A 24,671-nucleotide genomic window follows, 5' to 3' on the forward strand; every position below is an offset into this window, starting at 1 on the left:
GCGGCCGATCAAACTCCGCGCTGACGGCATTCGACCGATCATCCGCCCCAAGGAGCCGGACGATCGAAAGTCTCAGGTGAGACGGGCGCGCCAGGTGCTGCGATAGGCTTCCAGCCCCTCGACGGCAAGGGGCCGAACGGGGTCTGCGGGCTCCTGTGCTGGCCGCGTGCCGGCCAAAAGGGCTGCGCCATGCGCCGTCCCGGTAGAGCCTGACAGAGCCAGCACCGGGCGGTCGCCGCGCGCGGCAAGAAGGGCCGAAAGCGTTGCGAGATAGGCCGGGTTGGCGGCAAAGGGACCCTCGACCAGCGCCGGACCGTCGGCGCCGATCAGATCGAGGCAGGCCTCGGTCATGAGCGCGAGATAGAGGGTTGCCGCCGCCCAGCGCAGGCGCGTGTCACAGCCTTCGGCATTCAGCCATGTCCGTGCACGCCCCGGAAAGGGACCGGACCCCTCCGCCACGTTCGGCAGCAGCATCACACCGTCACGAACCGCCTCCGCGAGCGCGGGCCTCATCTCGTCAGCCGGATAAGGACCGAGTTCGGCCGCCAGCATCTCGAATTCGCGGCCGCCCATGAAGCGGGAAGAGGGCACGGCGCGGCCATAGGCATCGACATTGGCAAGCGTATCGCGGGCAGGATCGAGGTGCTGCAGATCGCCGCCGACCCCGAAACTGATGACCCAGGTGCCGGTGGAAACGACCGCGAAGGGAGCGTCGCGGCCGACCAGATGCGGCAGCAGCGAGGCATTGGAATCGTGGATGCCGCAATAGACCGGAACCGGGGCCTCGAGCCCGAGTTCAGCCGCAAGTGCCGGAAGAACCGGCCCCAGCGCATCGAAGGCAGAACGCACCGGCGCCATCTTCTCGCGGATGCCGAGCCGGTCGACCAGCGAGGAGAAGTTGCCCGTTGCCGGCTGCCACAGATCCGTGTGGCAGCCGAGCGAGGTCACCTCGTTGGCGACAATACCGGTCAGCCGGAACGCCCAGTATTGCGGATAGGTAAGGATGGTGCGGACGCGCGCAAAGGCATCCGCAAACGCCGTCTTCTGATAATGGATCTGCGCCCCGAGATTGAGGCCGCCGGAAAGCGCCGGCGAGAAGGTTTCCGCAAAGGGCGGCCGGAGCGCCGCATAGGCCGCGCGGATCTCGGCGGAATAGGTGTGCTCGTAGTCCAGTACCGGCAGCACCAGCCCGCCCTCCGCATCGAGAAGAACGCCGGAGGCGCCATGCGTGGTGATCGAGATCGCATCGAAGCCGGTCTCGGCATAAAGGGCCGCAAGCGCCTCGCGGAAGAAGGCCCAGAGCGCCTCGATATCGTAGTGCGGGTAAAGCGGGCCGGACAGCACGCGGTTCGGCCGGCGGCGCACGGAGAGTTCCGCGCCGGTCGCGCAATCGAGCACCAGCACCTTGGCATTGGTCTTGCCGATATCGAGAACGGCGATGCGGCTGATCGTGCTCATGGCAGGTGGAAGACCGGAACGAGATCGACGGCAACCGGCGAATTGTCCGGATTGGTCGCCATGATGTCGGCCATGTGCGCCCACCAGCGCTTCATCACCGGATGATCCGGCAGGCTTGCCATGCCGTGATCGGCCGGGCGCGTGAGAAGACCGAACAGGATGTTCGTCTCGCGGTCGAGATGGATCGAATAGTCGCTGACGCCGGCATCACGCAGCAGACTGACCAGTTCCGGCCAGATCTCGTCATGGCGCTTGCGGTATTCGTCTTCCATGCCGGGGTTGAGCTTCATCCTGAAGGCGTAGCGTTCGAGCGTCATGATCTGGAAGCCTGCTTGATGCGGCGCGCCACGATGGGCAGCGCGATGGTGACGATAAGAAGAAGACCGACGAAGATCGACATCACGATGCCGGGCACGTTGAGGAGACCCAGCCCGAAGGTGACGAGGCCCATGACGAAGGCGGCGATCACCACGCCAGCGATCGTGCCGGCGCCGCCCAGGATCGAAACGCCACCGAGAACCACCATGGTGACGACCTCCAGCTCCCAGCCTTGCGCGATGGAGGGGCGCGTCGAGCCGAGGCGCGAGGTGAGGCAGACGGCCGCGATGCCGCTCATCAAGCCGGTCAGCAGAAACAGGATGAACTTCACCCGCTCCACCGGCACGCCGGAAAAGCGCGCGGCGAACTCGTTGTTGCCGATGACGAAGACCTGACGGCCGAAATTGGTGGCATGCAGCAGAACCGCAAACACGGCGGCGGTGAGCAGGAAAAGGCCGAACTCGAAGGAAAACACCCAGACCAGATAACCCTGCCCGAAATAGGCAAAGCCGTCCGGGTAACCGCCATAGGCCTTGTCGCCCAGCACGATGTAGGAAATGCCGCGGAACAGGCTCATGGTGCCGATGGTGACGACAATGGAGGGCAGTTTCAGCACGGAGACAAGCATGCCGTTGAAGGCGCCGCAAGCCAGGCCTGTGCCGATGCCGATCAGAACCAGTCCCGGCGTGCCGACACCGATCTGCGCCGCCGCCCCCATGGCTGTCGAGGCGAGCGCGATGATCGCGGCGACCGACAGGTCGATTTCGCCGGCGATGATCAAAAGCGCCATGGCAAAGGCGATCATCGCCTTTTCGGTGAAATTGAAGGTGGCATCCGACAGGTTCCACGCATCGAGGAAATAGGGCGAGGCGAGCGAATTGGCGATGAAGATCACCACGGCGACGCCGAACAGCAGCACTTCCCAGCTGGCGAGCACGCGGCTGACGGGGGTGCCGAGACGGTCGGGAATGGCGCGGCGCGGCGCGGCCGGCTCGTGGGTGGAATGGGTCTGGCTCATGCGGTCACCTCGGCACTGGCGCGGTCGCGCAGGATGATGCGGCCCTTCTTCGCCTCGGCACGGGCATTGAAGACGACGGCGAGAATGATGACGATGCCGGAGATCGCCATCTGGGCGAAGGGCGAGATGCCGATCACCGGCAGCGCATTCTTGATGACGCCGAGGAACAGCGAGCCGAGCAGGGCGCCGGCGACGGAACCGATGCCGCCGGCAATCGAGATGCCGCCGATCACACAGGCCGCGACGCTATCGAGTTCGAAGCCGTTGGCGATATCGACATAGGCCACCGCATAGCGCGATACCCAGAGATAGCTGCAAAGCCCCGCCATGGCGCCCGACAGCACGAAGGCGAAGAAGCGCGTGCGGCCGATATCGATGCCGGCATAGACGGCGGCGACGGGATTGCCGCCGGAGGCATAGGCCGAGCGGCCGAAGGGCGTGCGCGTCAGCAGGAAGCCCATGCCGATGACGACGAGGATCGCCACCCAGGAGAGCACGGGCAGGCCGAGAAACACGGTGCGCGGCACGTTGAGGAAGGTCGGCGTCATCTGATGCGCATTCACCCAGCTGCCGCCCGACAGCACGAAGGCCATGCCGCGATAGATGGTGAGCGTGCCAAGCGTGACGACGATCGGCGGGATCTGCAGCACCCAGACGAGAAAGCCGTTGATCGATCCGAGAAAGGCGCCGATGCCGAGCGCCATGACGATCAGCGCGACGAGCGGCAGATCGGGAAAGGCGGCATTGGTCATGGCGACCGCCATGCCGGTGAAGGCAAGGTTGGCAGCGACCGAAAGATCGATCGATTTCGTCAGGATCACCGTCATCTGGGCGAGCGCCAGCATGATCAGGATCGAGGTGTCATTGAAGATGTTGGCAAGATTGCCCGGTTCGGCAAAGCCTTCCGCGCGGGTGGCAAACCCCGCGATCATCAGGATGATGATGCCGGAGAGAAGCAGTTCGCGGCTTTTCAGCAGTTTCGTCATGAAGCGCACTCACGCATTGCCGGTGGCGGCGCGCACCAGCGTTTCCGCCGTGGCCTCCGACCGGTCGTAAAGGCCTGCCATCAGCCCCTCGCGCATCACCATGATCCGGTCCGACATGCCGAGGATTTCCGGCAGTTCGGACGAGACCATGATGATGGACAGGCCCTGGGAGGCAAGTTCGGAAATGAAGCCGTGCACGGCGGCCTTCGAGCCGATGTCGATGCCCTTGGTCGGCTCGTCGAGGATGATCACCTTCGGCTGGGTGGCGAGCCACTTGCCGATCACCACCTTCTGCTGGTTGCCGCCGGAGAGCGTGCCGACCGGCACCGAGAGTGCGGCGGCGCGCAGATCGAGCCGCTCCGCATATTGCCGGGCAAGCTTCAGCTCGTTGGCAGCCTTCAGGAAGCCGGAGCGCGAGGTTTTCGTCAGCGAAGGCAGGGACATGTTCTGGTAGATCGGCATGGGAAGGGCAAGCCCGTGCCGGCCGCGCTCTTCCGGCACATAGACGAGGCCGGCGGCAATTGCATCGCGCGCCGAACGGATCTCGACGGGCGCGCCATTCAGCGTGAGCCGGCCGGACGAGGGGCGGGTGATGCCGAACAGCGACTGGCAAAGCTCGGAGCGTCCGGCCCCGATCAGGCCGTAGATGCCGAGGATCTCGCCGCGCTTCAGCGCAAAGGAGATGTCGCGGAATTCGGTCGGGTGGCTGTAGCCCTCGACCGCGAGCACTGTCTCGCCGATTTCGACGCGGGTCTTCGGGAAGACCTCATGCACGTCGCGGCCGACCATCATGCGCACGATCTCTGCCTGCGGCGTGTCCTTCAGGCGACCGTGGCCGATGGCCTTGCCATCGCGGAAGACGGCGAAATTCTCGGCAATCTCATAGAGTTCATCGAATTTGTGGCTGATGAACAGGATGGCCTTGCCCTGCCGCTTCAGGCCTTCGACGATGCGGAAGAGATCGTCGATCTCCTTGCGCGACAGCGCGGCCGTCGGCTCGTCCATGATGACGATGCGGGCTTCGACGGAGAGTGCACGGGCGATCGCCACCAGATGGCGCTGCGCGATCGAGAGATCCTTCAGCCGGATCGTCGGATCGATCTCGCTCTCCAGCTGGCGCAGCAGCTCGCGCGAACGGGTATTGATGGTGCGCCAGTCGATGGTGCCGAACCGGGTGCGCGGCGCATGGCCGAGGAAGACGTTTTCGCCGACACTCAGTTCGTCGAACAGCACGGTTTCCTGATGGATCGCCGTGACACCCGCATCGATGGCGGCCTGGGCGCTCGAAAACTGTACCGGCTGCCCGTCGAGCAGGATCTCGCCCTCGCTCGGCCGGTAGATCCCGGTCAGGATCTTGACGAGCGTCGACTTGCCGGCACCGTTTTCGCCGATCAGCGCCGTGACCTCGCCCGGATAGAGGCTGATCGACACACGGTCGAGCGCCTTCACGCCCGGAAAGATCTGGCTGATGCCGCGCATTTCCAGAACGGGCGCCTGATCGGCCAGCGGCTTGGTGATGGTCATCGGTGCGACAGCATTCATTGTTGATTTCACCCAAAGACCCCTCCCCAACCCCTCCCCACGAGGGAGAGGGGCTCACCTGCAGCACCCTCGCGGCATCGCGCTGAACGATGCCACAAAGGGTCTCCCCCCTTGTGGGGGAGATGGCCGGCAGGCCAGAGGGGGAATTTTCACAACATGCGGATCAGAAGATCTTCGAGAACTGGTCGATGTTCTTGGCGTCGTAGACGAAGGGGTCGGCCATGGCGGCTTCGCCGTTGTCGCCGATCTTGATCGTGCCCATGCGGCCGGCCTTCACCTCGGTTCCCGGCTTGCCGGTCGCGTCACCCTTGACGAGGTGATAGGCGATCTGGGTTGCCGAATAGCCAAGGTCGATCGGGTTCCAGATCGCGAATTCCTTGGTGGCACCGGACTTGATGGCGCCGGCCATTTCGGAGGGAAGGCCGAGACCCGTGACATAGACCTGGCCGATCTTGCCCGCATCCTTCACGGCCTGCGAGGCCGCAAGAACGCCAACCGTGGTCGGAGCGACGATGACCTTCACATTCGGCTGCGAGGTGAGCAGGCCCTGCGCTTCGCGGTAGCTCTTGTCGGCCAGGTCGTCGCCATAGACGGTGGTGACCAGGTTGAGGCCCGGGAAGTCCTTGAGCTGCTTCTTCATTTCCCCGATCCAGATGTTCTGGTTCGTGGAGGTGGTGGTGGCGGACAGGATCGCGAAATCGCCCTTGCCGCCCGGCAGATGGTCCTTGGCAAGCGTCAGGCACATCTTGCCGATCAGCTCGTTGGACGAGGGGTTGAGGTGCATGATGCGGCCTGCCGGTGCGACACCCGAATCCCAGGAGATGACCTTGATGCCGCGCTGGGCGGCCTTCTTGAGTGCCGGCACGACCGCATCCGGATCGTTGGCGGAGATCGCGATGGCATCCACGCCTTGCGCGATCAGCGAGTTGATCACTTCGATCTGGCCTTCGGCCGTCGTCGAGGTCGGGCCGGTATAGATGATCTTGACGCCGCCCAGTTCCTTGGCAGCCTCTTCCGCGCCCTTGTTGGCAGCTTCGAAGAAGCCGTTGCCGAGCGACTTCACGACCAGCGCGATCTTCACGTCAGCGGCCGAAGCCATTCCGGCCATCGAGACCGATGCTGCGAGCGCCAGCGTTGCCGCACCGAAATGCCGTCTTGTCAGTTTCATAGTCCATCCTCCCAAAAGATAAGCTGGTTGATCTCCCCTTCCCCGGTCGTTGCCTCTCAAGCGACCGAGGAAGCATCCTCTTTGCCGGTCGAAGCCATGGGCTTGACCGTCAGAACCGTCACGCCCGCCGCTTCCAGCATGGCGACCGCCTCATCGGGCACGCCATCATCGGTGATGATGGTCGAGACATTGTCGAGCGGGCAGAGAATCATGCTGGACCGGCGGGCAAACTTGCTGGAATCCACCATGACGATCAGTTCGTCCGCCTGGCGCATCAGCCGCTGTTCACTCTGGATCACGAGTGCATCCGGCTCCATCACGCCATGCGCGGAAATGCCCTGCGCGCCAATGAACATGCGGCGTGCATAGAAATTGCGGATCGCGTCATTCTCGAAGGGCGACAGGATCAGGCTCTGGTCGCGATAGATCGCGCCCCCCGGCACCGAGACCGTGCACTTGGAATGCTTGAGCAGATGCTCGGCAATAGCGAAGGAATTCGTCATCACCTGCAGGCGCCTGGCCGACATGAAGTGGACCATCTGAAAGGTGGTGGTGCCGCCATTGATGATGACGGAATCCCCTTCGTCGCACAGCTCAGCGGCGGCGCGCGCAATTGCGCGTTTCTTGTCGATATTGACCGATTCAGACACCCGGAACGGACGCGCCGCCAGATTGCCCTGCTGCGGCGGATGCACGGCTTCCGCCCCGCCCCGCACACGCCGAAGCCTGCCTTGCACATGCAGTGCCGCAATGTCGCGCCGGATCGTGGCTTCTGAAGCCTCGGTCAACTCGGCAATATCCTGCACCGTCACCACAGGCTTCTCCTGGATGGCGCTCAGAATGATGCGATGACGCTCGCGTTCGTGCATGGGTGTCCTCCTTGCTTCGATCTAGTCGCAAGACCTTTACCCTGTCAATCATAAACGATCAAAAAAGATTATATTGCAGCGCACAATGCGCATTTATGATCGTTTATGATTGACAAGCGCCCCCGGCCTGCGCGATATCCTGCAGGCAAAGGAGATGCTTCGCCCGCCGGGCAAGCGACATGAACACCTGGGAGGACTTTCCATGTCGGGCCAAACCCGCCTTCTCGAAAACCGTTGGGATGATGCTTACGCGGCGACTCTGGATGAGCCCGGCAAGCTGCTTTATCGCTCGAACCTGCTCGGCGCCGACAAGCGCATCACCAATTACGGCGGCGGCAACACCTCCGCAAAGGTGATGGAAACCGACCCTCTGACGGGCGAAAAAGTGCAGGTTCTCTGGGTGAAGGGGTCCGGCGGCGATGTCGGTACCATCAAGCTCGACGGTTTCGCCACGCTCTACCAGGAGAAGCTCGAAGCACTGAAGGGCATCTATCAGGGCGTTCACGACGAAGACCGCATGGTGGGTTTCCTGCCGCACTGCACCTTCAACCTGAACCCGCGCGCCGCTTCCATCGACACGCCGCTCCACGGTTTCGTGCCCTTTACCCATGTCGATCACATGCATCCGGATGCGATCATCGCGATCGCTGCTTCCAAGAATTCCAAGGACCTGACGAGCCAGATCTTCGGTTCGGATATCGGCTGGCTGCCCTGGCGCCGCCCCGGTTTCCAGCTGGGTCTCGACCTCGAAGCCTTCGTGAAGGCCAACCCGACGGCCAAGGGCGTCGTGCTGGAAAGCCATGGCCTGTTCACCTGGGCCAATGATGCCAAGGAATGCTACCTGCTGACGCTCGAGATCATCAACAAGGCGATCGAGTGGTTCGCTGCTCAGACCGAAGGCAAGGTCATCTTCGGCGGCGCTGCCACCGAAAGCCTGTCGGCCGCCGAGCGCCGCGCCATTGCCGCCAAGCTGATGCCGGAAATCCGTGGCCGCATCGGCAAGGCGGAGCGCAAGCTGGGCGATTTCGACGATCAGGATGCCGTGCTCGAATTCGTCAATTCGAAACATCTGAAGCCGCTCGGCGCGCTCGGCACCTCCTGCCCGGACCATTTCCTGCGCACCAAGATCCGCCCGCTGATCCTCGATTTCGATCCGGCCCATCCGGATGTCGATGCGGCGATTGCGGGCCTCGACAAGGCGCTGGAGGATTACCGCGCCGATTACACCCGCTATTACGAAAGCTGCAAACACGACAATTCGCCTGCCATGCGTGACCCGAACCCGGTCATCTTCCTTGTTCCCGGCGTCGGCATGCTGTCCTTTGCCAAGGACAAGGCGACCGCCCGCATCGCCGGCGAGTTCTATGTCAACGCCATCAACGTGATGCGCGGCGCCTCCACCGTGTCCGAGTATCAGGGCCTGCCCGAACAGGAGGCCTTCGACATCGAATACTGGCTGCTGGAAGAGGCAAAGCTGCAGCGCATGCCGAAGCCGAAGAGCCTTGCCGGCCGTGTCGCCCTCGTCACCGGCGGTGCCGGCGGCATCGGCCGGGCAACGGCGGAGCGGCTGATGGCGGAGGGCGCCTGCGTGGTGCTGGCCGATATCGATGCCGAGGCGCTGGATGCTGCCAAAGCCGATTTTGCCAAGCGCTACAGCGCAGATAGCGTGCGCGCCGTTCAGCTTGATGTGACGAAGGAAGAGGCCGTGACCGCCGCTTTCGCGGACGCCAGCGTGGAGTTCGGCGGCGTCGACATTCTCGTCTCCAATGCCGGCATTGCCTCCTCCGCTCCGGTGGAAGAGACGACGCTTGCCATGTGGGACAAGAACATCAGCATTCTCGCCACCGGCTACTTCCTTGTTTCACGTGAAGCGTTCCGCCTGTTCCGCCGCCAGAACCTCGGCGGCAACGTGGTGTTCGTCGCCTCCAAGAACGGTCTTGCCTCCTCTCCCAATGCCTCGGCCTATTGCACAGCCAAGGCCGCCGAGATCCATCTGGCCCGCTGCCTGGCGCTGGAAGGCGCGGAAGCCGGCATTCGCGTCAACACGGTTAACCCGGATGCGGTGCTGCGCGGCTCCAAGATCTGGAACGGCGAATGGCGCGAACAGCGCGCCGCCTCTTCCAAGATCGAGGTGAGCGACCTGGAGGAACATTACCGCAAGCGCTCCATGCTCAAGCTGAACGTGTTCCCGGAGGATATCGCCGAAGCCATCTATTTCCTGGCCTCGGATCTTTCGGCCAAGTCGACCGGCAACATCATCAACGTGGACGCCGGCAACGCCCAGAGCTTTACGCGATAAAAGAACGTCTCCGCTGGGTGGCCTGGTTCCCCTCTCTGACTTGCCAGGCATCTCCCCCCAAGGGGAAGATGTCGGGCAGGACAGAGGGGGATATGCCCCACGACGAAGCCCAAAAGTGGAACGTCATAAACGTGAACGGTCTGTACGGGAGGAACCAATGACAGATCTGAAGATTGCAGGCGATGTGATCGCCGCTGAAAACGAAAAGCGCGCCGCCGCGCTCACCACCGATTATGCGGCACTCGGCGAGAAACTGGCCCGCAGCAATATCGACATCGACGCACTCACTGAGAAGGTCGCCGAATTCTTTGTCGCCGTCCCCTCCTGGGGTGTCGGCACAGGCGGCACGCGCTTTGCCCGCTTTCCGGGTCTCGGAGAGCCGCGCCATATCTTAGACAAGCTGGAGGATTGCAGCGTCATCCAGCAGCTGACACGGGCGACACCGACCGTTTCCCTGCACATCCCGTGGGACAAGGCAGACCCGAAGGAGCTGAAGGCGAAGGGTGATTCGCTCGGCCTCGGTTTCGACGCGATGAACTCGAACACCTTCTCCGATGCGGCCGATCAGGCGCATTCCTATAAATACGGCTCGCTCAGCCACGTGGATGCGGCAACCCGCGCCCAGGCGGTGGAGCACAATCTGGAATGCATCGAGATCGGCAATGCCATCGGCTCGAAGGCGCTGACGGTGTGGATCGGTGACGGCTCCAACTTCCCCGGCCAGTCGAACTTCACCCGCCAGTTCGAGCGCTATCTCGATTCGATGCGCGCCATCTACAAGGCGCTGCCGGATGACTGGCGCCTGTTTTCCGAACACAAGATGTACGAGCCCGCCTTCTACTCGACGGTGGTGCAGGACTGGGGCACCAACTACCTGATCGCGCAGACGCTGGGTGACAAGGCCTTCTGCCTCGTGGATCTCGGTCACCACGCGCCGAATACGAATATCGAAATGATCGTCGCCCGCCTCATCCAGTTCGGCAAGCTGGGCGGCTTCCATTTCAACGATTCGAAATACGGCGACGACGATCTCGACGCCGGCTCCGTCGAACCCTACCGCCTGTTCCTCGTCTTCAACGAACTGGTGGATGCCGAGCATCGCGGGGTCAAGGGCTTCCACCCCGCCCACATGATCGACCAGAGCCATAACGTGACCGATCCGATCGAGAGCCTCATTGCATCCGCCAACGAGATCCGCCGCGCCTATGCCCAGGCGCTGCTGGTCGACCGGGTTGCGCTGGAGGGATTCCAGGAGAGCAATGATGCGCTGATGGCGACCGAGACGCTGAAGCGCGCCTATCGCACCGATGTCGAACCGATCCTCGCCGAGGCTCGTCGCCGGGCGGGCGGCGCGATCGATCCCATCGCCACCTATCGTTCGAGCGGTTACCGCGCGCGCGTTGCTTCCGAACGCCCGGCGGTGAAGGGTGGTTCGGGCGGCATCGTATAACTGAATTTGCCTTGATGGAGCGGCCTGAAAGGCCGCTCCACTCCTGATTTTTCCAGTATGACAAGCTCGATCTATTCGATTAACCAGATTTTTTAATCAAAGTTTAAAATCGGTTAAGGCGCCCTCTTGCGTCGCAGCATGGTCTGATAGACTGTCGGCTATCGAATGACGGGGTGACTTGATGACGGATGTGTCTGAACGACAGCGGCAGGCTGAGCAGGCTTCAACAGCCGTAGACAGCGCTAACATCGCCCTGGAACCGCGACAGCAATCCGCAGCACGCAAGCCTCCGGAGGGACGCTTGGCAGCCTTCGCGGACACGCTGCCGATCGAACTCAGCTTTGCCACGGCCAGCTATGAACAGCTGGAAGTGCGTCTCGACCCGGCACTGAAGACGCTGTGGTACTTCATGAAGCCGACGGAAGCGCCGAGCTACACGCCGGATCTGCTGCGCGACCTCTCCGCCCTTAGAAGCCGTATCCAGAAACTCTTCGAGCGACCGACTGACGAACCGCCTCTGCTCTATCTGGTCAACGGCTCCAAGCAGCCGAACATCTTCAATCTCGGCGGTGATCTCGGTTATTTCGCCGATCATATACGGGCCCGCGACCGCGACGGCCTGCGCCGCTATGCGCTCGACTGCGTCGATCTGGTCTATTCCTCCTCCCAGAGCCTTGACCTGCCGATCTTCCTCATCTCGCTGGTACAGGGCGACGCGCTGGGTGGCGGCTTCGAGGCGGCCCTTGCCTCCGACATCATCATTGCCGAGCGCAAGGCGAAATTCGGATTGCCGGAAATCCTCTTCAACCTGTTTCCCGGCATGGGCGCCTATTCCTTCCTGTCACGGCGGCTCGATCCGACGCGCGCCACGAAGATGATCATGAGCGGGCGCATCTACACCGCCGACGAACTGCACGAAATGGGTCTGGTGGATGTGGTGGTGGACAACGGGCGCGGCGAAGAGGGCGTGCGTGACTATATCGTCCGCAACAGCCGCAAGCATGCCATCCAGCGCACGATGCGCGATGTGCGCCGCCGCGTGAACCCGATCACCCACCAGGAACTGATCGACGTGGTGGATCTGTGGGTGGATGCCGCAATGGCGCTTGAAGATGCGGACCTGCGCAAGATCGACCGCCTGCGCGGCGCCCAGGCCAAGCGCATCGAAGCAAGCCTCTGAGACTTATACCAGGTGTCGATGATCGGAACCCATAAGGATGGCTTATTGCCGGTTTCTGGCTAGGCGCGGCGCAAAGGGCGATGCTTTCGCATCGGCCAAGCGGCGCAACAACGCCAGAAACCGGCCAGCAGGCCTCGACGGCGCACGCCGCATCCTCAGGAGGCGAGCCGGGTTCGGACCTCCTGCTGCAGGCGCTCGAATTCGCTCGTCAGCGTCTGCAGGTGAAGTTCGCCCTGCTGGGCAAGTTCTGGATCGTTGATTTCCCGCCACTCCAGGCACAGCTGGTAGATGCGGGCAGCCCCCACATTGGCTGCGGCGCTGCGCAGCGCATGGGCAGAATTTCGGAAGCCCTGTACGTTCTCCTCGGCCACCGCATGCGACAGTGCCTTCAGCGCTTCGACGGAATCATTGACGAACTGCTCCAGAAGCTGATCGACGAAATCGGCACCGCCCAGTTGCTCGAGCGCCTCGCAGGTGGCCATGTCGATCACCGGCCGGTCCGCGATGGCCGGCGCCGAAAGCTCTGCGGGGACGGCAGGCGACGTCTCCTCGGCCTCGGTTTCGCCAAGAACGGCTTCGATCGCCTCCAGCAGCCGGCGCGGTTCGAGCGGCTTTGTCAGGCATTCGGCCATGCCGGCCTCCAGGCAGCGCTCGCGGGCTTCGCCAGTGGCATCGGCGGTGACGGCAATGATCGGGATCTCCTTCATGCCGAGCGCGGCAAAGCGGTAGAACTTGGTGGCCTCGATACCGTTCATGACGGGCATGTTGACATCCATCAGCACCAGATCGAGATCGCCTTGCAGCATGCGCTCCACGGCCGCCTCGCCGTTTTCCACCACCTCATAGGCATGGCCGCCGGTTTCCAGGATCTTGCCCAGCACCATCTGGTTGGTCTTGTTGTCGTCAGCGATCAGAAGCTTCAGCCGGCGCATTGTGCCGCGGGGCGTAATGGCCTCGGAGGCGCGATCGCCCGGCCCGTCGGCCATCGCGGCCAGCACCGACAGATTGGCGGGGGCCTCTGGATCGATCGCGGTAAAGAACAGATCACGCATGGCGGGCGTCAGACGCACCGTCTCGCTGTGCGGCGCGACCAGCACCAGAAGCGGCGCATCCTCGGGCGGTACCGCATCCAGGAGACGGGCAGCCAGACGGGCCGACGAGGGGTCGCGCATCTGCGCATCGATCAGGACAAGCGGCTGGCCAACCCCGCAACGGCGCAGGCGCGCGAGACAGGCAAGCCCGTCCTCGAGACTGTCCACCTGCTCTGCTGCGGCAAAGGCTGGCGCCGGAAGGGAACCTGCGCCGAAATGGACAAAGGAAGGCAGCGCCACATCGACCTCGTCGACTGCCACAGCCTCCACCGGCAGGCTGAAGTGGAAGGTGCTGCCCTCACCGGGCGCGCTCACCACGCCGATCTCGCCGCCCATGGCGCGCACCAGCTGGCGGACAATCGCAAGCCCGAGGCCGGTTCCGCCGAACCTGTCGAGGATCGTGCCGTCTGCCTGGGTGAACCGCTCGAAGATCCGGCCATGCGCGGCGGGATCGATGCCGATGCCGGTGTCGGAAACCTCCACCTGAAGCGCAGTGCCCCGCTCGGTCTCACAGAAGCCGACATCGATGCGCACATGGCCATGCGCAGTGAACTTCACCGCATTGCTGGCAAGGTTCAGCAGGATCTCTTCCAGATGCCGGCGGTCGGCCAGAATGAACCGTGGTGTCTCGCCACTCATATGCAGGGCCAGCCGCAGACCCTTGGCATGGGCGGCAACGCCCGCAATCGCGCGCACATCCTTCAGCAGGCTTGGCAGGTCAACCCGCTCCAGCTGGATCTTCACCTGCCCGGCCTCGATACGCGACAGGTCGAGCACCGCCTCGATCAGGGATAGCAGCGACCGACCGGACCGGCTGATGGTGCGCACCATGTCCTTGTGCTCTCCCTTCAGCGACATGCCGAGCAGGAGATCGCTGAGGCCGATGATGGCGTTCAGCGGCGTACGCAGTTCATGGCTCATGCTGGCCAGAAACAGGCTTTTCGCCTGGCTTGCCTGTTCGGCCTCGCGCTTGGCCTGCGAGAGCTTGCGGATAAGCTTGGCCGTATAGGCGGGAATGACGATCAGTGCGCCGATCAGACCAATGGAGAGATTGGTCTCCTCCTGCCAGTAGGTCGTGCTGAGGATGACCGCGACGAAGCCCGAGACAGCCGCCACTGCGGCAAGGGCGAGATAAACGACGCCAAAGCGGAAGCCGTTGCCGAGAACCGCCCAGAAATAGACGAGGAACAGGCCGGCACCGGCTTCGCCGCTCACATGCAGGCCATAGGAGAAGGTGCCGACATCCGCCACGATGCCGGCCACCCGGCGATAATGGCAGACATCAGGCACCAGAAGAATGTGCACGAAAAGACAGGCGGCAAAGAGGGCGAAAATGGAGACCGGCAGGGCCGCGACATCGAGCGCCGCCACCGCGGCATCGGAACCGAAGGCGCTGGCAACGACCAGATAGATGATGATGCCGGAGGCCAGCAGCAGGCGGTTCGTCGTCAGTTCGTGTTCGGTATCGGGGCGGTTGCGCAGCAGCGTGCGCAGATCCCGAAGGCTTGCGGGCAGCCGCCACCGCTGCGCCGGCCGCACGGGGCGCGTCACGCTCATGCGTCGACCTCTGCCCGCTGCCCGGACTGCAGGAAGGCGACGAACTGTTCCGCCGGCATGGGGCGCCCGTAGAGATAACCCTGCATCACGTCGCACCCATCGGCCTTCAGGAGCTCCGCCTGGGCGCGGGTCTCGACCCCCTCGGCCACCACGCTGAGGCCAAGGCTATGGCCGAGATTGGCCACCGTGCGCACGATCGTGTGGTCGCTCGGATCTTCCACCATGTTGCGCACGAAGCTCTGGTCGATCTTGATCCGGTCGATCGGGAACTGGCGGATGTAGTTCAGCGAGGAATAGCCGGTGCCGAAATCGTCGATGGAGATGCTTACACCAAGATTGGCAATCTGCTTCAGCGCCGAAACGACGGTATCGGTATTCTCGATCACGATGTTCTCGGTGATTTCCACGTCAAGATAGCGCGGCTCAAGCTGCGACAGCGTGAGCGCGCGCTCCACGAGTTGCGCCACGTTGACCCGGCGGAACTGGACGGGCGAGAGATTGACGCTGATGCGCAAGTCATTCAGCCCCATGCGCTGCCAGGATTTCGCCTCGCGGCAAGCCTCCAGCAGAACCCATTCGTTGATCGGCACGATCAGGCCGTTTTCCTCGGCACGCGACAGGAACAGGCCGGGCGCCAGAACCCCCTGCTCCGGATGGTTCCAGCGCAGCAGCGCCTCGGCCCCTACCACGCAGCCGGTGGCAGACGAAATCTGCGGCTGAAAATAGACGACGAACTGCCGCTCCTGGATGGCCGTGCGCAGCTTTCCGTCCAGCACCGCATTGTTGCGCATCCTTTCGGCCATATTGGTCTCGAAGAAGCGCACCTGGTTGCCGCCGGTTTCCTTGGCCTGATACATCGCCAGCTCTGCATTTTTCACCAGCCGGTTGACATCGGTGCCATCGGCGGGATGCATCGTGGTGCCGATGCTGACGCTGCAGCAGAAGCGCTTGCCCTCGCTGATGAAGGGCTGCGCCACCACATCCATGACCTGCTCGGCAAACTGGATGGCGCTGATGCTGCCCTGCGAAATCGTCTGCAGCACGGCGAACTGATCCCCCCCGACGCGCGCCACCATGTCATCCGCCTCGACAAGCGTCCGGAGGCGGCGCGCCACCTCCTTGAGAAACTCGTCGCCCGCATCGTGCCCGAGCAGTTCGTTGACGCTCTTGAACTCGTCGATATCAACGCAGTGGAGCGCGAAGGCGCGATCGCCGCGCCGTGCCCTTGCCACCTCGCGGCGCAGGCGGTCGAGCATGTAGTTGCGGTTAGGCAGATTGGTCAGCGCATCATGGCGGGCGACATGCAGCAGATGCTGTTCGCCCCGCTTGCGGTCCGTGATGTCCAGCGCACTGGTGACGACGCCGACGACGATGTCGTTGCTGTCGCGCAACGGCGACTTGGTGGTGAGAAGGACGCGCTTCTCACCGGCGGCACTCGTCAGCTCGCGCTCGAAGCTCTGCAGCGGCTGGCCGGTACGCAGCACCTTGCGGTCCAGCATACGGTTTGGCCCGGCCAGTTCCGGATCGACCAGCGTGTCGCTGCTGCGACCGACCAGGCTTGCCGGGTCGCGGTCAAGGAAAGCACCGGCGAGCGCATTGACAAAGAGAATGTTACCGTTGGCATCGCAGGCACTGACCATGGCCGGCACCGTATCGATGACCTGCGCCAGCCGCTCGCTGGAATCACGAAGAACCGCCGCGCGCGATTCTTCACTGGTGGCAAGTTCGACAGCCAGGTTGCGCGCCCGGCTTTCGAGCAGAAGCTGCTGCTTGCGCAGTTTCAGGAGATTGCGCGCGCGCGTGGTGAATTCCTGGTGATCGACCGGACTTTGCAGGAAATCCGTGGCACCCGCCTCCAGCGCACGCATGCGAAAGCTGCGTTCCTCATAGACGGTGATGACGATGACAGGAATTTCCGCGAAGCCGGGCAGGGCACGCAGCGCACGGATGAAGGCAGCGCCATCCATGACCGGCATCTTGAAATCCGTGACGATCAGGTCCGGAACCGTTCCGGCCTCGAAGGCTGCCAGCGCCATTGCGGGATCTGCGTAGCAGCGGATCTCCACCCCCTCCTCGATGGAGGACGCAAGCCTCTCGAAGATGCGGCGATTTGTTTCCTGGTCGTCAAGAATCGCGATGAGGGGCATGTAGCGTTCCGATGGCATCTCGGTGTCAGGCGAATCGGCGGCAGACCCGGGACTGCCGCGCAAGGTTTTCATGCCTTTCCCGGCACGTCATCCAGACGTTAGGAGGCAAAGCGTTAACAGTTCGATACCGCAAACATTAAAACGGGGCCGTTCTGATGCGATCGGGAGACAGATTTTACCCCCCGCATTTCAGGGAGAACAAATGTGGCATAACAACCACACCCGAGGCCCGGATCGGACAGGCCAAACCGGCGCCCGGCGCATTCCTTTGACGATGTCTAATATACGACCTAACCTCCCGCCCGGAAACGGATCAGGGAGGGTGAGATGTCGTTTTCATCCTATGATGCACTGGAGGCGAGCGATCTGTCCCTGCTGCGCAAGGTGCTGGAAGAGGTCTGCCGGGAGCGCGCCATTGCCTTGGACAGCGAGGAAGCCTCCAGCATGGCCCGGGCACTCATCGACTGGTACCTGTTCGGCATCCGCCATCCCCAGCAGTTGAAGGACATGCTGGATCCGCTGCCTCTGACCCACCCATCCCCCTGACCAGAGCCGCCGTCACGTCCCACCGCCTTTATCGCCCTTTTGCCGCCGGGCCGCTTGTCAGCCTGAAACCAGCGACTTACCGCTGCGGCACGGCCAGAGGCCAACCAGCCTGATTCGCCCTCCCTCATCCTCGCCACCACACGGGAAACGGCATGTCCAGAAAAGACAAGCGCAGCCCTCTCGACAAGCTTCGCAAGCATTGGCAACGGGCGGATACGGCAGACCGCCAGGCCTTCGTCGCGCAGCTGCGGCAGGAGGGTTTTCTGGCTGGCGACGAGACGGATGGCATGCAGACGTCCCCTGACGAGCAGCCAGGCTGCGGGATCGATGGGGCCAACGGGTTGATTGCCAATGGCCGCTACCTGCTGCCGCTGACGGTGGCACGGATCGAGGCGATCATGATCCGTCGCCGCATCACGCCGGTCGATGTCATGCGCGAGGCGGGCTTTGCCGGGGATGGTGCGGTGCTGACGCGTGCGTTGATCCGTCAGGCCAGCCTGCGCCTCGCAGTCATTGCGGCCCTCCGCGACTGGCTGCGAGAGAACGAAGCCGAGCCATCGTCCGCCCTTCCGGAAACAGACCCTCTTCCCACCACAGAAACCTCCGGAGAGAGCCCCCGGTCGATCTGCTCCGGCGGCGAGGACGCGGCGGAGCAAGTTTCCGATCCTGAGGTGGCCAGACTCAGAAATCGATAGCGCGGCCGTTGATTTCCCAGTCGCCGAAGCGGGCGGGATCGGCACCACCACGACCGCCCAGTTCCGGCGGCAGGTCGAGCGGCTTTTCGCGGGCGCGGCGTTCCTCGGCTTCCTTCAGCGCCCGTTGCGCGGCCGGCGACAGCACCTTCGGCGCCGCCTCGGTGTGAGCGTCCGTGTCGCGATTGTCGTTGTCCGGCGTCTGCATGGTCTGTCTCGTCATCTTGAAGGCGATCTGGCCGAAAGCGGTCTGGCTGGGTCGCAATATTGAAATGGCGTCCCGAATGACCACATCCTACGGCAAAAGGCGGCGCTCTTGAAGCGCTCAGACGATTTTGCCCGGAGACGTGACGATGAACATGATCCGCACTGCCATGCTGCTGGCCTTCATGACCGCATTGTTCATGGGCGTCGGCTTCCTGATTGGCGGGCGCGGCGGCATGATGATCGCCCTCCTGATCGCCGCCGGCATGAACCTGTTTTCCTACTGGAATTCCGACCGCATGGTGCTGTCCGCCTATGGCGCGCAGGAGGTGGATGCGCACAACGCGCCGGAGTTCTATCACATGATCCGCGATCTCGCGGCCCGCGCCGGCCTGCCGATGCCGCGCGTCTACATCTACCAGAACCCGCAGCCGAATGCCTTCGCCACGGGCCGCAATCCGGAAAATGCCGCAGTCGCCGCCTCAACCGGCCTGCTCGAACAGCTGAGCCCCGAGGAGGTGGCGGGCGTGATGGCGCATGAACTGGCGCATATCCAGAACCGCGACACGCTGACCATGACGATCACCGCGACGCTGGCGGGCGCCATTTCCATGCTCGGCAATTTCGCCTTCTTCTTCGGCGGCAACCGCGAGAACAACAATCCGCTCGGCTTCGTCGGCGTGCTGGTGGCGATGATCGTCGCGCCCTTTGCCGCGATGCTGGTGCAGATGGCGATCAGCCGCACGCGCGAATATTCCGCCGACCGCCGCGGCGCGGAAATCTGCGGCAATCCGCTCTGGCTCGCCTCGGCGCTCGCCAAGATCGCGGGCGCTGCGCATGTCATCCCCAACAACGATGCCGAGCGCAATCCGGCAACCGCCCACATGTTCATCATCAATCCCCTGTCCGGCGAGCGGATGGACAATCTGTTCTCTACCCATCCGGACACCGGAAACCGCATCGCCGCCTTGCAGGCCATGGCGGCCGAGGGCTTTGCAGGCGGCTCCGGCGGTTATGGCCAGACAGGCCCCGCCTCTATGGACACCCGCGCGGCCGATTTCGGTGCCGCTGCCTCGACGCGCGGTGCCTGGACTGATAGACCGACGCGCAAATCGCGTTCCGTGCCGACCACCGGTCCGGTGCGTCGCCCCGATGAACCGCGCAAGGGTCCCTGGTCTTGACCGCAGACGACACGTCCCCAAAGACACGCAAGCCTGAAAAACGCCCGTCGAAACCGGCCGGCACGTCCGCCCCGAAACAGGCAGCGGCGCCCGACAAGCCCGGCCTCGACGTGCGCATGGCCGCCGCCAAGATCCTTGCCGCCGTCATCGATAAGAAGACGCCGCTCGACGGCATGCTCGATGCCGTGCACGGCAACCCGGCCTACAAGGCGCTGAGCGATGCTGACCGCGCCCTGGTGCGCGCCATCCTCAACACCACGCTCCGCCACCTGCCGCGCATCGAAAAGAGCCTGTCCCTGATGCTGGACAAGCCGCTGCCGGAAGGCGCGCGCGCGCTGCAGCACGTTCTGACCACCGCCGCCGCGCAGATCCTCTACCTCGACGTGCCCTCGCATGCCGCCGTCGACCTTGCCGTCGAGCAGGCCAATCGCGATCCGCGCAACCGCCGCTTTGCCAAGCTGGTGAACGCGCTCCTGCGGCGCATGGTGCGCGAGCGCGACGCGATTCTCGCCGCAAGCCACGCCATTCTGCCGGTGCCGGGCTGGTTCCATGCACGGCTGGTGAAGGCCTATGGCGAGGCGGAGGCGCGGCGGATCGCCGAGGCGCAGCTGACGCCGGCGCCGATCGACCTCACGGTCAAGGCCGAGCCCGCGCTTTGGGCCGAGCGGCTGAACGCCAGGCTTCTGCCGACGGGAAGCCTGCGGCTTGCCGCCTTCGAGGGCAGCGTTGCGGCCCTTCCCAGCTTTTCCGAAGGGGTCTGGTGGGTGCAGGATGCGGCCGCCAGCCTGCCCGCGCGCCTGTTCGGCCCGCTTGCCGGCAAGCGCATTGCCGATCTCTGCGCCGCGCCCGGCGGAAAGACCGCACAGCTGGCCGCGCTTGGCGCCGAGGTGATCGCCATCGAGCAATCCGCCAACCGGGCCGAGCGGCTGAAGGAGAACCTCGCACGTCTCTCGCTGTCGGCGGAGGTGCTGAACATCGATCTCTTCGCCTACAAGCCCGACGAACTGCTGGACGGCGTGCTGCTCGATGCGCCCTGTTCTTCCACCGGCACCACGCGCCGGCACCCGGACGTGCTGTGGACCAAGAGCATGAAGGACATCGAGAAACTGGCGGAGTTGCAGGCGCGCATGCTGCGCCACGCGCTGACGCTGGTGAAGCCGGGTGGCCTCGTCGTCTTTTCCAACTGCTCGCTCGATCCGCTGGAAGGCGAGGATCTGGTGGCGGCGCTTCTCCGGGACAATCCGGGCGTGGAGCGCGTGGCCGTGCGCCGCGAGGACTGGCCGGGGCTGGAGGAGGCGATCTCACCCGCCGGCGATTTCCGCACCACGCCGGCGATGATTGCGCCAGGCGAGGGCTATGCGGGCGGCATGGATGGCTTTTTCGCCTGCAGGCTGCGTCGGCGGTAAGACTTTCTTCACCATAAACGACCACAGTCGGGCACAGGAATGGATCGTGCCCGCTGCCCGGGTGCGGGAGGGGTCCATCAGGGATTTCCGGTATTGGTCATGCTGTTCGCCGCGCGCCGCAGACATCTTGCGTTGGGGATGACCGAGGCGCGCCGTCGTCTGGGTCGCCGGATGACGACGCTTGCCATGCAGCGCTGCCGCCTTGGCCTCGATGTTCCGGAGCGGCTGATCGTGGCACCGACGGACCTGCGGGCCATAGACCCCTTCATTGCCGAGGAGATTCTCGCAGGGCGCTTTCCGCTGGCCGGCAAGTTGCTGGAGACAGAGGGCGAATCCCCCTTTCTCGTGCCAGCACCTTCGCGTGCCTTCGCAGAAAGGCTGCATTCTTTCGCCTGGCTACGTCACATGCGGGCGCTGCGCAGCGTGGAAGCCAGGGCGCGAGCCCGCCTGATCGCCATATCCTGGATGAATCACCACCAGAAACGGCTGTCCGGCACCGCCTGGCAGCCGCATGTGGCTGCCGAGCGCATGATCGCCTGGCTGTCCCATTCGCCGGTGATGCTGCAGGGCGCCGAAGGCCATTTCTATCGCCGCTTCATGAAGAGCCTGGCGGTGCAGCGGCTTTATCTGCGCAAGGTCTTTTCCACGCTGCCGGAGGGGGAAACGCGGTTGCGCATCCGCATCGCGCTCGCCATGGCTTCGCTCGCCATGCCTTCCAGCGACAAGCTGATCCGCCGCGAAGGCGTCAATCTCGATCTGGAACTGGAGCGGCAGATCCTCGCCGATGGCGGGCATGTGTCGCGCAATCCGCGCAGCATGCTGGAACTGCTGCTCGATCTTCTGCCGCTGCGCCAGACCTATATCAATCTCGGCCATGACGTACCGGCAAGGCTCATCCCGGCGATCGACCGCATCTATCCGGCGCTGCGCTTCTTCCGTCATCAGGACGGCGATCTCGCCCTGTTCAACGGCGCAACCGCCACGCCGGCCACGGAACTCATGTCGGTGCTGCGCTATGACGAGACGGCGGGCAAGCCCTTCAAGGCCCTGCCGCACAGCCAGTACCATCGGCTGACCGCCGGCGAGACGACGATCCTCGTCGATACCGGCACGCCGCACTCGGCGGATCTGTCGGCCGGTGCCCATGCGGGCTGCCTGTCCTTCGAGATGTCAGCCGGCCGCAGCCGCTTCATCGTGAATGCCGGCGCCCCGAAATTCGCCGATGCGAAACTCCGGCTTCTGTCACGCGCCACCGCCACCCATTCCACAGTGACGCTGGGCGAAACCTCCTCGCAGCGCATCCTGCAATCGACCTTCCTTGGCCCGCTGATGGCCTCCGGCATCGATGAAGTGACATCGACCCGCTGGGAGGATGCCTATGGCAATGACTGGCTGAAGGCGAGCCATGACGGCTATGTGGAGGCCTTCGGCTATGTCCACCAGCGCGAGATCGGGCTGTCGGCCAAGGGCGACAAGATCAAGGGGCACGATCATTTCTTCATGCCGGACGAGGGCGGCAAGCCAAGGCCCGGTCGAAGGGTGGCGGGCACCGCCCGCTTCCACATCCATCCCAATGTGGCCCTGAAGCGCATCCACGACGATCTAATCGCCATGGCAACGCCCGGCGGCGACACCTGGCTGTTTTCCGCCCCCGGCCAGCGGGTGGAGATCGAGGAAGACGTCTTCTTCGCCGATGTCTCCGGCATGCGGGCAAGTCGCCAGCTGGTGATCGCCTTCTCCCTGCCGGAAACCGCAGACCTGCGCTGGATGCTGAAGCAGCAGCATTGAGCGGCCTCTGGCGCCGGCAGCCCGTTTCCTCCGGCGCCAAGCTGTGCTAACGCGCGAGCCATGAAGGCGCCCGATCGCTGTCCGAGGGGCGCGCACCAGCACGGAGTATCCCGATGGCCGTCGTCTCGAAAATGATCCCCGCCCCCGACCAGGTAAAAATCCGCACCGCCCTTCTCTCGGTTTCTGACAAGACCGGCATCGTGGAACTGGCAAAGGCGCTCAGCGAGCACGGCGTGCGCCTGCTCTCCACCGGCGGCACCTTCAAGGCGATCCGCGATGCAGGCCTTGCCGTCACCGACGTGTCCGACGTCACCGGATTTCCGGAAATCATGGATGGCCGGGTGAAGACGCTGCATCCCGGCGTGCATGGCGGCCTGCTCGCCATCCGTGACGATGCGGAGCATGTGAAGGCGATGGAAGAGCACAAGATCGGCGCGATCGATCTCGCCGTCATCAACCTCTATCCCTTCGAGGAAGTGCGCGCCGCGGGCGGCGACTATCCGACGACGGTGGAAAACATCGATATCGGCGGCCCCGCCATGATCCGCGCCGCAGCCAAGAACCACGCCTATGTCACGGTGGTCGTCGATCCGCAGGATTATCCGCAGCTGATCCAGACGCTGGCCAGCAATGACGGCCAGACGGCTTACGCCTTCCGCCAGAAGCTTGCGGCCCGCGCCTATGCCCGCACCGCCGCCTATGACACGATGATTTCCAACTGGTTCACCGAGGCGCTCGACATCGAGATCCCGCGCTACCGTACGCTCGGCGGCGCGCTGTCACAGGAAATGCGCTATGGCGAGAACCCGCACCAGGCGGCCGGCTTCTACCTGACCGGCGAGAAGCGTCCGGGCGTTGCCACGGCCAGGCTGCTGCAGGGCAAGCAGCTCTCCTACAACAACATCAACGATACCGATGCCGCCTTCGAACTGGTCAGCGAATTCTTCCCGGAAAACGCGCCGGCCTGCGCCATCATCAAGCATGCCAACCCCTGCGGCGTGGCGATCGGCTCCAGCCTGACGGATGCCTACAAGCGGGCGCTCGCCTGCGACAGCGTTTCGGCCTTCGGCGGCATCGTGGCGCTGAACACGCTGCTCGACGCGGAAACCGCGACGGAAATCGTCAAGATCTTCACCGAGGTCATCATCGCGCCTGACGTCACCGACGAGGCGCAGGCGATCATTGCCGCCAAGAAGAACCTTCGCCTGCTGGTGACCGGTGGCCTGCCCGACCCGCGCTCGCGCGGCTTCACTGCCAAGACCGTCTCCGGAGGCCTTCTGGTGCAGACCCGCGACAACGCGATGGTGGAAGATCTCGACCTCCGGGTCGTCACGAAGCGCGCCCCGACCGAGCAGGAACTGATCGACATGAAGTTCGCCTACAAGGTGGCGAAACATGTCAAGTCGAATGCGGTGGTCTATGCCAAGGACGGCCAGACGGCCGCCATCGGCGCCGGCCAGATGAGCCGCGTCGATTCCGCCCGCATCGCTGGCCTGAAGGCCGAGGAAGCAGCAAAGGCCATGGGCTGGGCCGAACCGATGACCAGGGGCTCGGCCGTTGCCTCCGAAGCCTTCCTGCCCTTTGCCGACGGCCTTCTGTCGATGATCGCCGCCGGCGCCACCGCCGTGATCCAGCCGGGCGGCTCGATGCGCGACGAGGAGGTGATTGCCGCCGCCGACGAACACGGCGTCGCCATGGTCTTCACCGGCATGCGGCACTTCCGCCACTGAGGAAGGGAGTGCAGCCCATCACCCCGACGTCGTCCAGATAA

19 protein-coding genes are annotated in these 24,671 nt (G+C 63.9%); 9 read left to right on the plus strand and 10 right to left on the minus strand.

Annotated features, from left to right (window positions below):
* Positions 1–72: 72 nt before the first annotated feature.
* The 7 genes from F3H95_RS23525 to F3H95_RS23555 all read right to left on the minus strand — a co-directional run bounded on the left by F3H95_RS23525 (position 73) and on the right by F3H95_RS23555 (position 7,359).
* The gene (locus tag F3H95_RS23525) at positions 73–1,458 is read right to left on the minus strand and encodes an FGGY-family carbohydrate kinase (RefSeq protein ID WP_149747749.1); all 1,386 of its coding nucleotides are present in this window, start codon (positions 1,456–1,458) and stop codon (positions 73–75) included.
* Positions 1,455–1,775, minus strand: coding sequence for an L-rhamnose mutarotase (rhaM, locus tag F3H95_RS23530; protein WP_149747750.1), 321 nt, complete (start codon positions 1,773–1,775; stop codon positions 1,455–1,457). Before rhaM ends, F3H95_RS23525 begins: the two co-directional genes overlap by 4 nt.
* Positions 1,772–2,794, minus strand: a complete 1,023-nt coding sequence (locus F3H95_RS23535; protein ID WP_143124234.1) for an ABC transporter permease — start codon at positions 2,792–2,794, stop codon at positions 1,772–1,774. Before F3H95_RS23535 ends, rhaM begins: the two co-directional genes overlap by 4 nt.
* A complete protein-coding gene (locus F3H95_RS23540; protein WP_149747751.1) occupies positions 2,791–3,780 on the minus strand; it encodes an ABC transporter permease in 990 nt (329 codons plus the stop codon). Before F3H95_RS23540 ends, F3H95_RS23535 begins: the two co-directional genes overlap by 4 nt.
* A gap of 9 nt (positions 3,781–3,789) precedes the next feature.
* Positions 3,790–5,322: a sugar ABC transporter ATP-binding protein gene (locus F3H95_RS23545; RefSeq protein WP_149747752.1), complete on the minus strand. Its 1,533-nt coding sequence runs from the start codon at positions 5,320–5,322 to the stop codon at positions 3,790–3,792.
* A gap of 163 nt (positions 5,323–5,485) precedes the next feature.
* Positions 5,486–6,430, minus strand: coding sequence for a rhamnose ABC transporter substrate-binding protein (gene rhaS / locus F3H95_RS23550; RefSeq protein ID WP_244618116.1), 945 nt, complete (start codon positions 6,428–6,430; stop codon positions 5,486–5,488).
* Positions 6,431–6,546: 116 nt separating this feature from the next.
* Positions 6,547–7,359 carry a DeoR/GlpR family DNA-binding transcription regulator gene (locus F3H95_RS23555; protein ID WP_143127553.1) on the minus strand — a complete coding sequence of 271 codons (813 nt, stop codon included), beginning with the start codon at positions 7,357–7,359 and terminating at the stop codon, positions 6,547–6,549.
* Between the two features lie 202 nt (positions 7,360–7,561).
* Between F3H95_RS23555 and F3H95_RS23560 the strand changes: the two genes are divergently transcribed.
* The 3 genes from F3H95_RS23560 to F3H95_RS23570 all read left to right on the plus strand — a co-directional run bounded on the left by F3H95_RS23560 (position 7,562) and on the right by F3H95_RS23570 (position 12,288).
* On the plus strand, positions 7,562–9,658 hold the full coding sequence (locus F3H95_RS23560) for a bifunctional rhamnulose-1-phosphate aldolase/short-chain dehydrogenase (RefSeq protein ID WP_149747753.1): 2,097 nt from the start codon (positions 7,562–7,564) through the stop codon (positions 9,656–9,658).
* A 157-nt stretch (positions 9,659–9,815) separates the two neighbouring features.
* A complete protein-coding gene (rhaI, locus tag F3H95_RS23565) occupies positions 9,816–11,108 on the plus strand; it encodes an L-rhamnose catabolism isomerase (protein ID WP_149747754.1) in 1,293 nt (430 codons plus the stop codon).
* A 301-nt stretch (positions 11,109–11,409) separates the two neighbouring features.
* A complete protein-coding gene (locus tag F3H95_RS23570) occupies positions 11,410–12,288 on the plus strand; it encodes a crotonase/enoyl-CoA hydratase family protein (protein WP_185969966.1) in 879 nt (292 codons plus the stop codon).
* Positions 12,289–12,443: 155 nt separating this feature from the next.
* Here the strand turns inward: F3H95_RS23570 and F3H95_RS23575 are convergent, their stop codons facing one another.
* Complete coding sequence (locus tag F3H95_RS23575) at positions 12,444–14,936, minus strand: ATP-binding protein (RefSeq protein WP_149747755.1); 2,493 nt, start codon at positions 14,934–14,936, stop codon at positions 12,444–12,446.
* Positions 14,933–17,083 carry an EAL domain-containing protein gene (locus F3H95_RS23580; RefSeq protein WP_143127548.1) on the minus strand — a complete coding sequence of 717 codons (2,151 nt, stop codon included), beginning with the start codon at positions 17,081–17,083 and terminating at the stop codon, positions 14,933–14,935. Before F3H95_RS23580 ends, F3H95_RS23575 begins: the two co-directional genes overlap by 4 nt.
* 327 nt (positions 17,084–17,410) lie before the next feature.
* On the opposite strand from F3H95_RS23580, the gene F3H95_RS23585 reads away from it, so the two are divergent.
* Both F3H95_RS23585 and F3H95_RS23590 read left to right on the plus strand, forming a co-directional pair.
* On the plus strand, positions 17,411–17,629 hold the full coding sequence (locus tag F3H95_RS23585; RefSeq protein WP_143127547.1) for a hypothetical protein: 219 nt from the start codon (positions 17,411–17,413) through the stop codon (positions 17,627–17,629).
* Positions 17,630–17,781: 152 nt separating this feature from the next.
* The gene (locus tag F3H95_RS23590) at positions 17,782–18,324 is read left to right on the plus strand and encodes a hypothetical protein (RefSeq protein ID WP_188134465.1); all 543 of its coding nucleotides are present in this window, start codon (positions 17,782–17,784) and stop codon (positions 18,322–18,324) included.
* On the opposite strand, the gene F3H95_RS23595 is transcribed toward F3H95_RS23590, so the two are convergent.
* A complete protein-coding gene (locus tag F3H95_RS23595) occupies positions 18,311–18,529 on the minus strand; it encodes a DUF1674 domain-containing protein (RefSeq protein WP_143127545.1) in 219 nt (72 codons plus the stop codon). The two genes, F3H95_RS23590 and F3H95_RS23595, sit on opposite strands and share 14 nt — an antisense overlap.
* 145 nt (positions 18,530–18,674) lie before the next feature.
* Between F3H95_RS23595 and htpX the strand changes: the two genes are divergently transcribed.
* From htpX to purH, 4 genes are all read left to right on the plus strand, one after another.
* Entirely contained in the window at positions 18,675–19,706 is a 1,032-nt protein-coding gene (gene htpX / locus F3H95_RS23600; protein WP_149747756.1) for a zinc metalloprotease HtpX, read from the plus strand.
* A complete protein-coding gene (locus F3H95_RS23605; protein ID WP_244618111.1) occupies positions 19,703–21,112 on the plus strand; it encodes an RsmB/NOP family class I SAM-dependent RNA methyltransferase in 1,410 nt (469 codons plus the stop codon). Before htpX ends, F3H95_RS23605 begins: the two co-directional genes overlap by 4 nt.
* 99 nt (positions 21,113–21,211) lie before the next feature.
* A complete protein-coding gene (locus tag F3H95_RS23610; RefSeq protein WP_149747757.1) occupies positions 21,212–22,900 on the plus strand; it encodes a heparinase II/III family protein in 1,689 nt (562 codons plus the stop codon).
* Between the two features lie 113 nt (positions 22,901–23,013).
* Entirely contained in the window at positions 23,014–24,630 is a 1,617-nt protein-coding gene (gene purH / locus F3H95_RS23615; RefSeq protein WP_149747758.1) for a bifunctional phosphoribosylaminoimidazolecarboxamide formyltransferase/IMP cyclohydrolase, read from the plus strand.
* Positions 24,631–24,671: the final 41 nt, after the last annotated feature.

The organism is Rhizobium sp. RU35A, assembly GCF_900156005.1.
In the GTDB taxonomy this organism is placed as follows: Bacteria; Pseudomonadota; Alphaproteobacteria; order Rhizobiales; family Rhizobiaceae; genus Neorhizobium; species Neorhizobium straminoryzae.

Excerpts from the sequence above, each read along its gene's own strand:
- F3H95_RS23525 (WP_149747749.1), bottom strand. The coding sequence starts at position 1,458 with ATGAGCACGATCAGCCGCATCGCCGTTCTCGATATCGGCAAGACCAAT.
- rhaM (WP_149747750.1), bottom strand. The coding sequence starts at position 1,775 with ATGACGCTCGAACGCTACGCCTTCAGGATGAAGCTCAACCCCGGCATG.
- F3H95_RS23535 (WP_143124234.1), bottom strand. The coding sequence starts at position 2,794 with ATGAGCCAGACCCATTCCACCCACGAGCCGGCCGCGCCGCGCCGCGCC.
- F3H95_RS23540 (WP_149747751.1), bottom strand. The coding sequence starts at position 3,780 with ATGACGAAACTGCTGAAAAGCCGCGAACTGCTTCTCTCCGGCATCATC.
- F3H95_RS23545 (WP_149747752.1), bottom strand. The coding sequence starts at position 5,322 with ATGAATGCTGTCGCACCGATGACCATCACCAAGCCGCTGGCCGATCAG.
- rhaS (WP_244618116.1), bottom strand. The coding sequence starts at position 6,430 with ATGGCCGGAATGGCTTCGGCCGCTGACGTGAAGATCGCGCTGGTCGTG.
- F3H95_RS23555 (WP_143127553.1), bottom strand. The coding sequence starts at position 7,359 with ATGCACGAACGCGAGCGTCATCGCATCATTCTGAGCGCCATCCAGGAG.
- F3H95_RS23560 (WP_149747753.1), top strand. The coding sequence starts at position 7,562 with ATGTCGGGCCAAACCCGCCTTCTCGAAAACCGTTGGGATGATGCTTAC.
- rhaI (WP_149747754.1), top strand. The coding sequence starts at position 9,816 with ATGACAGATCTGAAGATTGCAGGCGATGTGATCGCCGCTGAAAACGAA.
- F3H95_RS23575 (WP_149747755.1), bottom strand. The coding sequence starts at position 14,936 with ATGAGCGTGACGCGCCCCGTGCGGCCGGCGCAGCGGTGGCGGCTGCCC.
- F3H95_RS23580 (WP_143127548.1), bottom strand. The coding sequence starts at position 17,083 with ATGCCCCTCATCGCGATTCTTGACGACCAGGAAACAAATCGCCGCATC.
- F3H95_RS23585 (WP_143127547.1), top strand. The coding sequence starts at position 17,411 with ATGTCGTTTTCATCCTATGATGCACTGGAGGCGAGCGATCTGTCCCTG.
- F3H95_RS23590 (WP_188134465.1), top strand. The coding sequence starts at position 17,782 with ATGTCCAGAAAAGACAAGCGCAGCCCTCTCGACAAGCTTCGCAAGCAT.
- F3H95_RS23595 (WP_143127545.1), bottom strand. The coding sequence starts at position 18,529 with ATGCAGACGCCGGACAACGACAATCGCGACACGGACGCTCACACCGAG.
- htpX (WP_149747756.1), top strand. The coding sequence starts at position 18,675 with ATGAACATGATCCGCACTGCCATGCTGCTGGCCTTCATGACCGCATTG.
- F3H95_RS23610 (WP_149747757.1), top strand. The coding sequence starts at position 21,212 with ATGCTGTTCGCCGCGCGCCGCAGACATCTTGCGTTGGGGATGACCGAG.
- purH (WP_149747758.1), top strand. The coding sequence starts at position 23,014 with ATGGCCGTCGTCTCGAAAATGATCCCCGCCCCCGACCAGGTAAAAATC.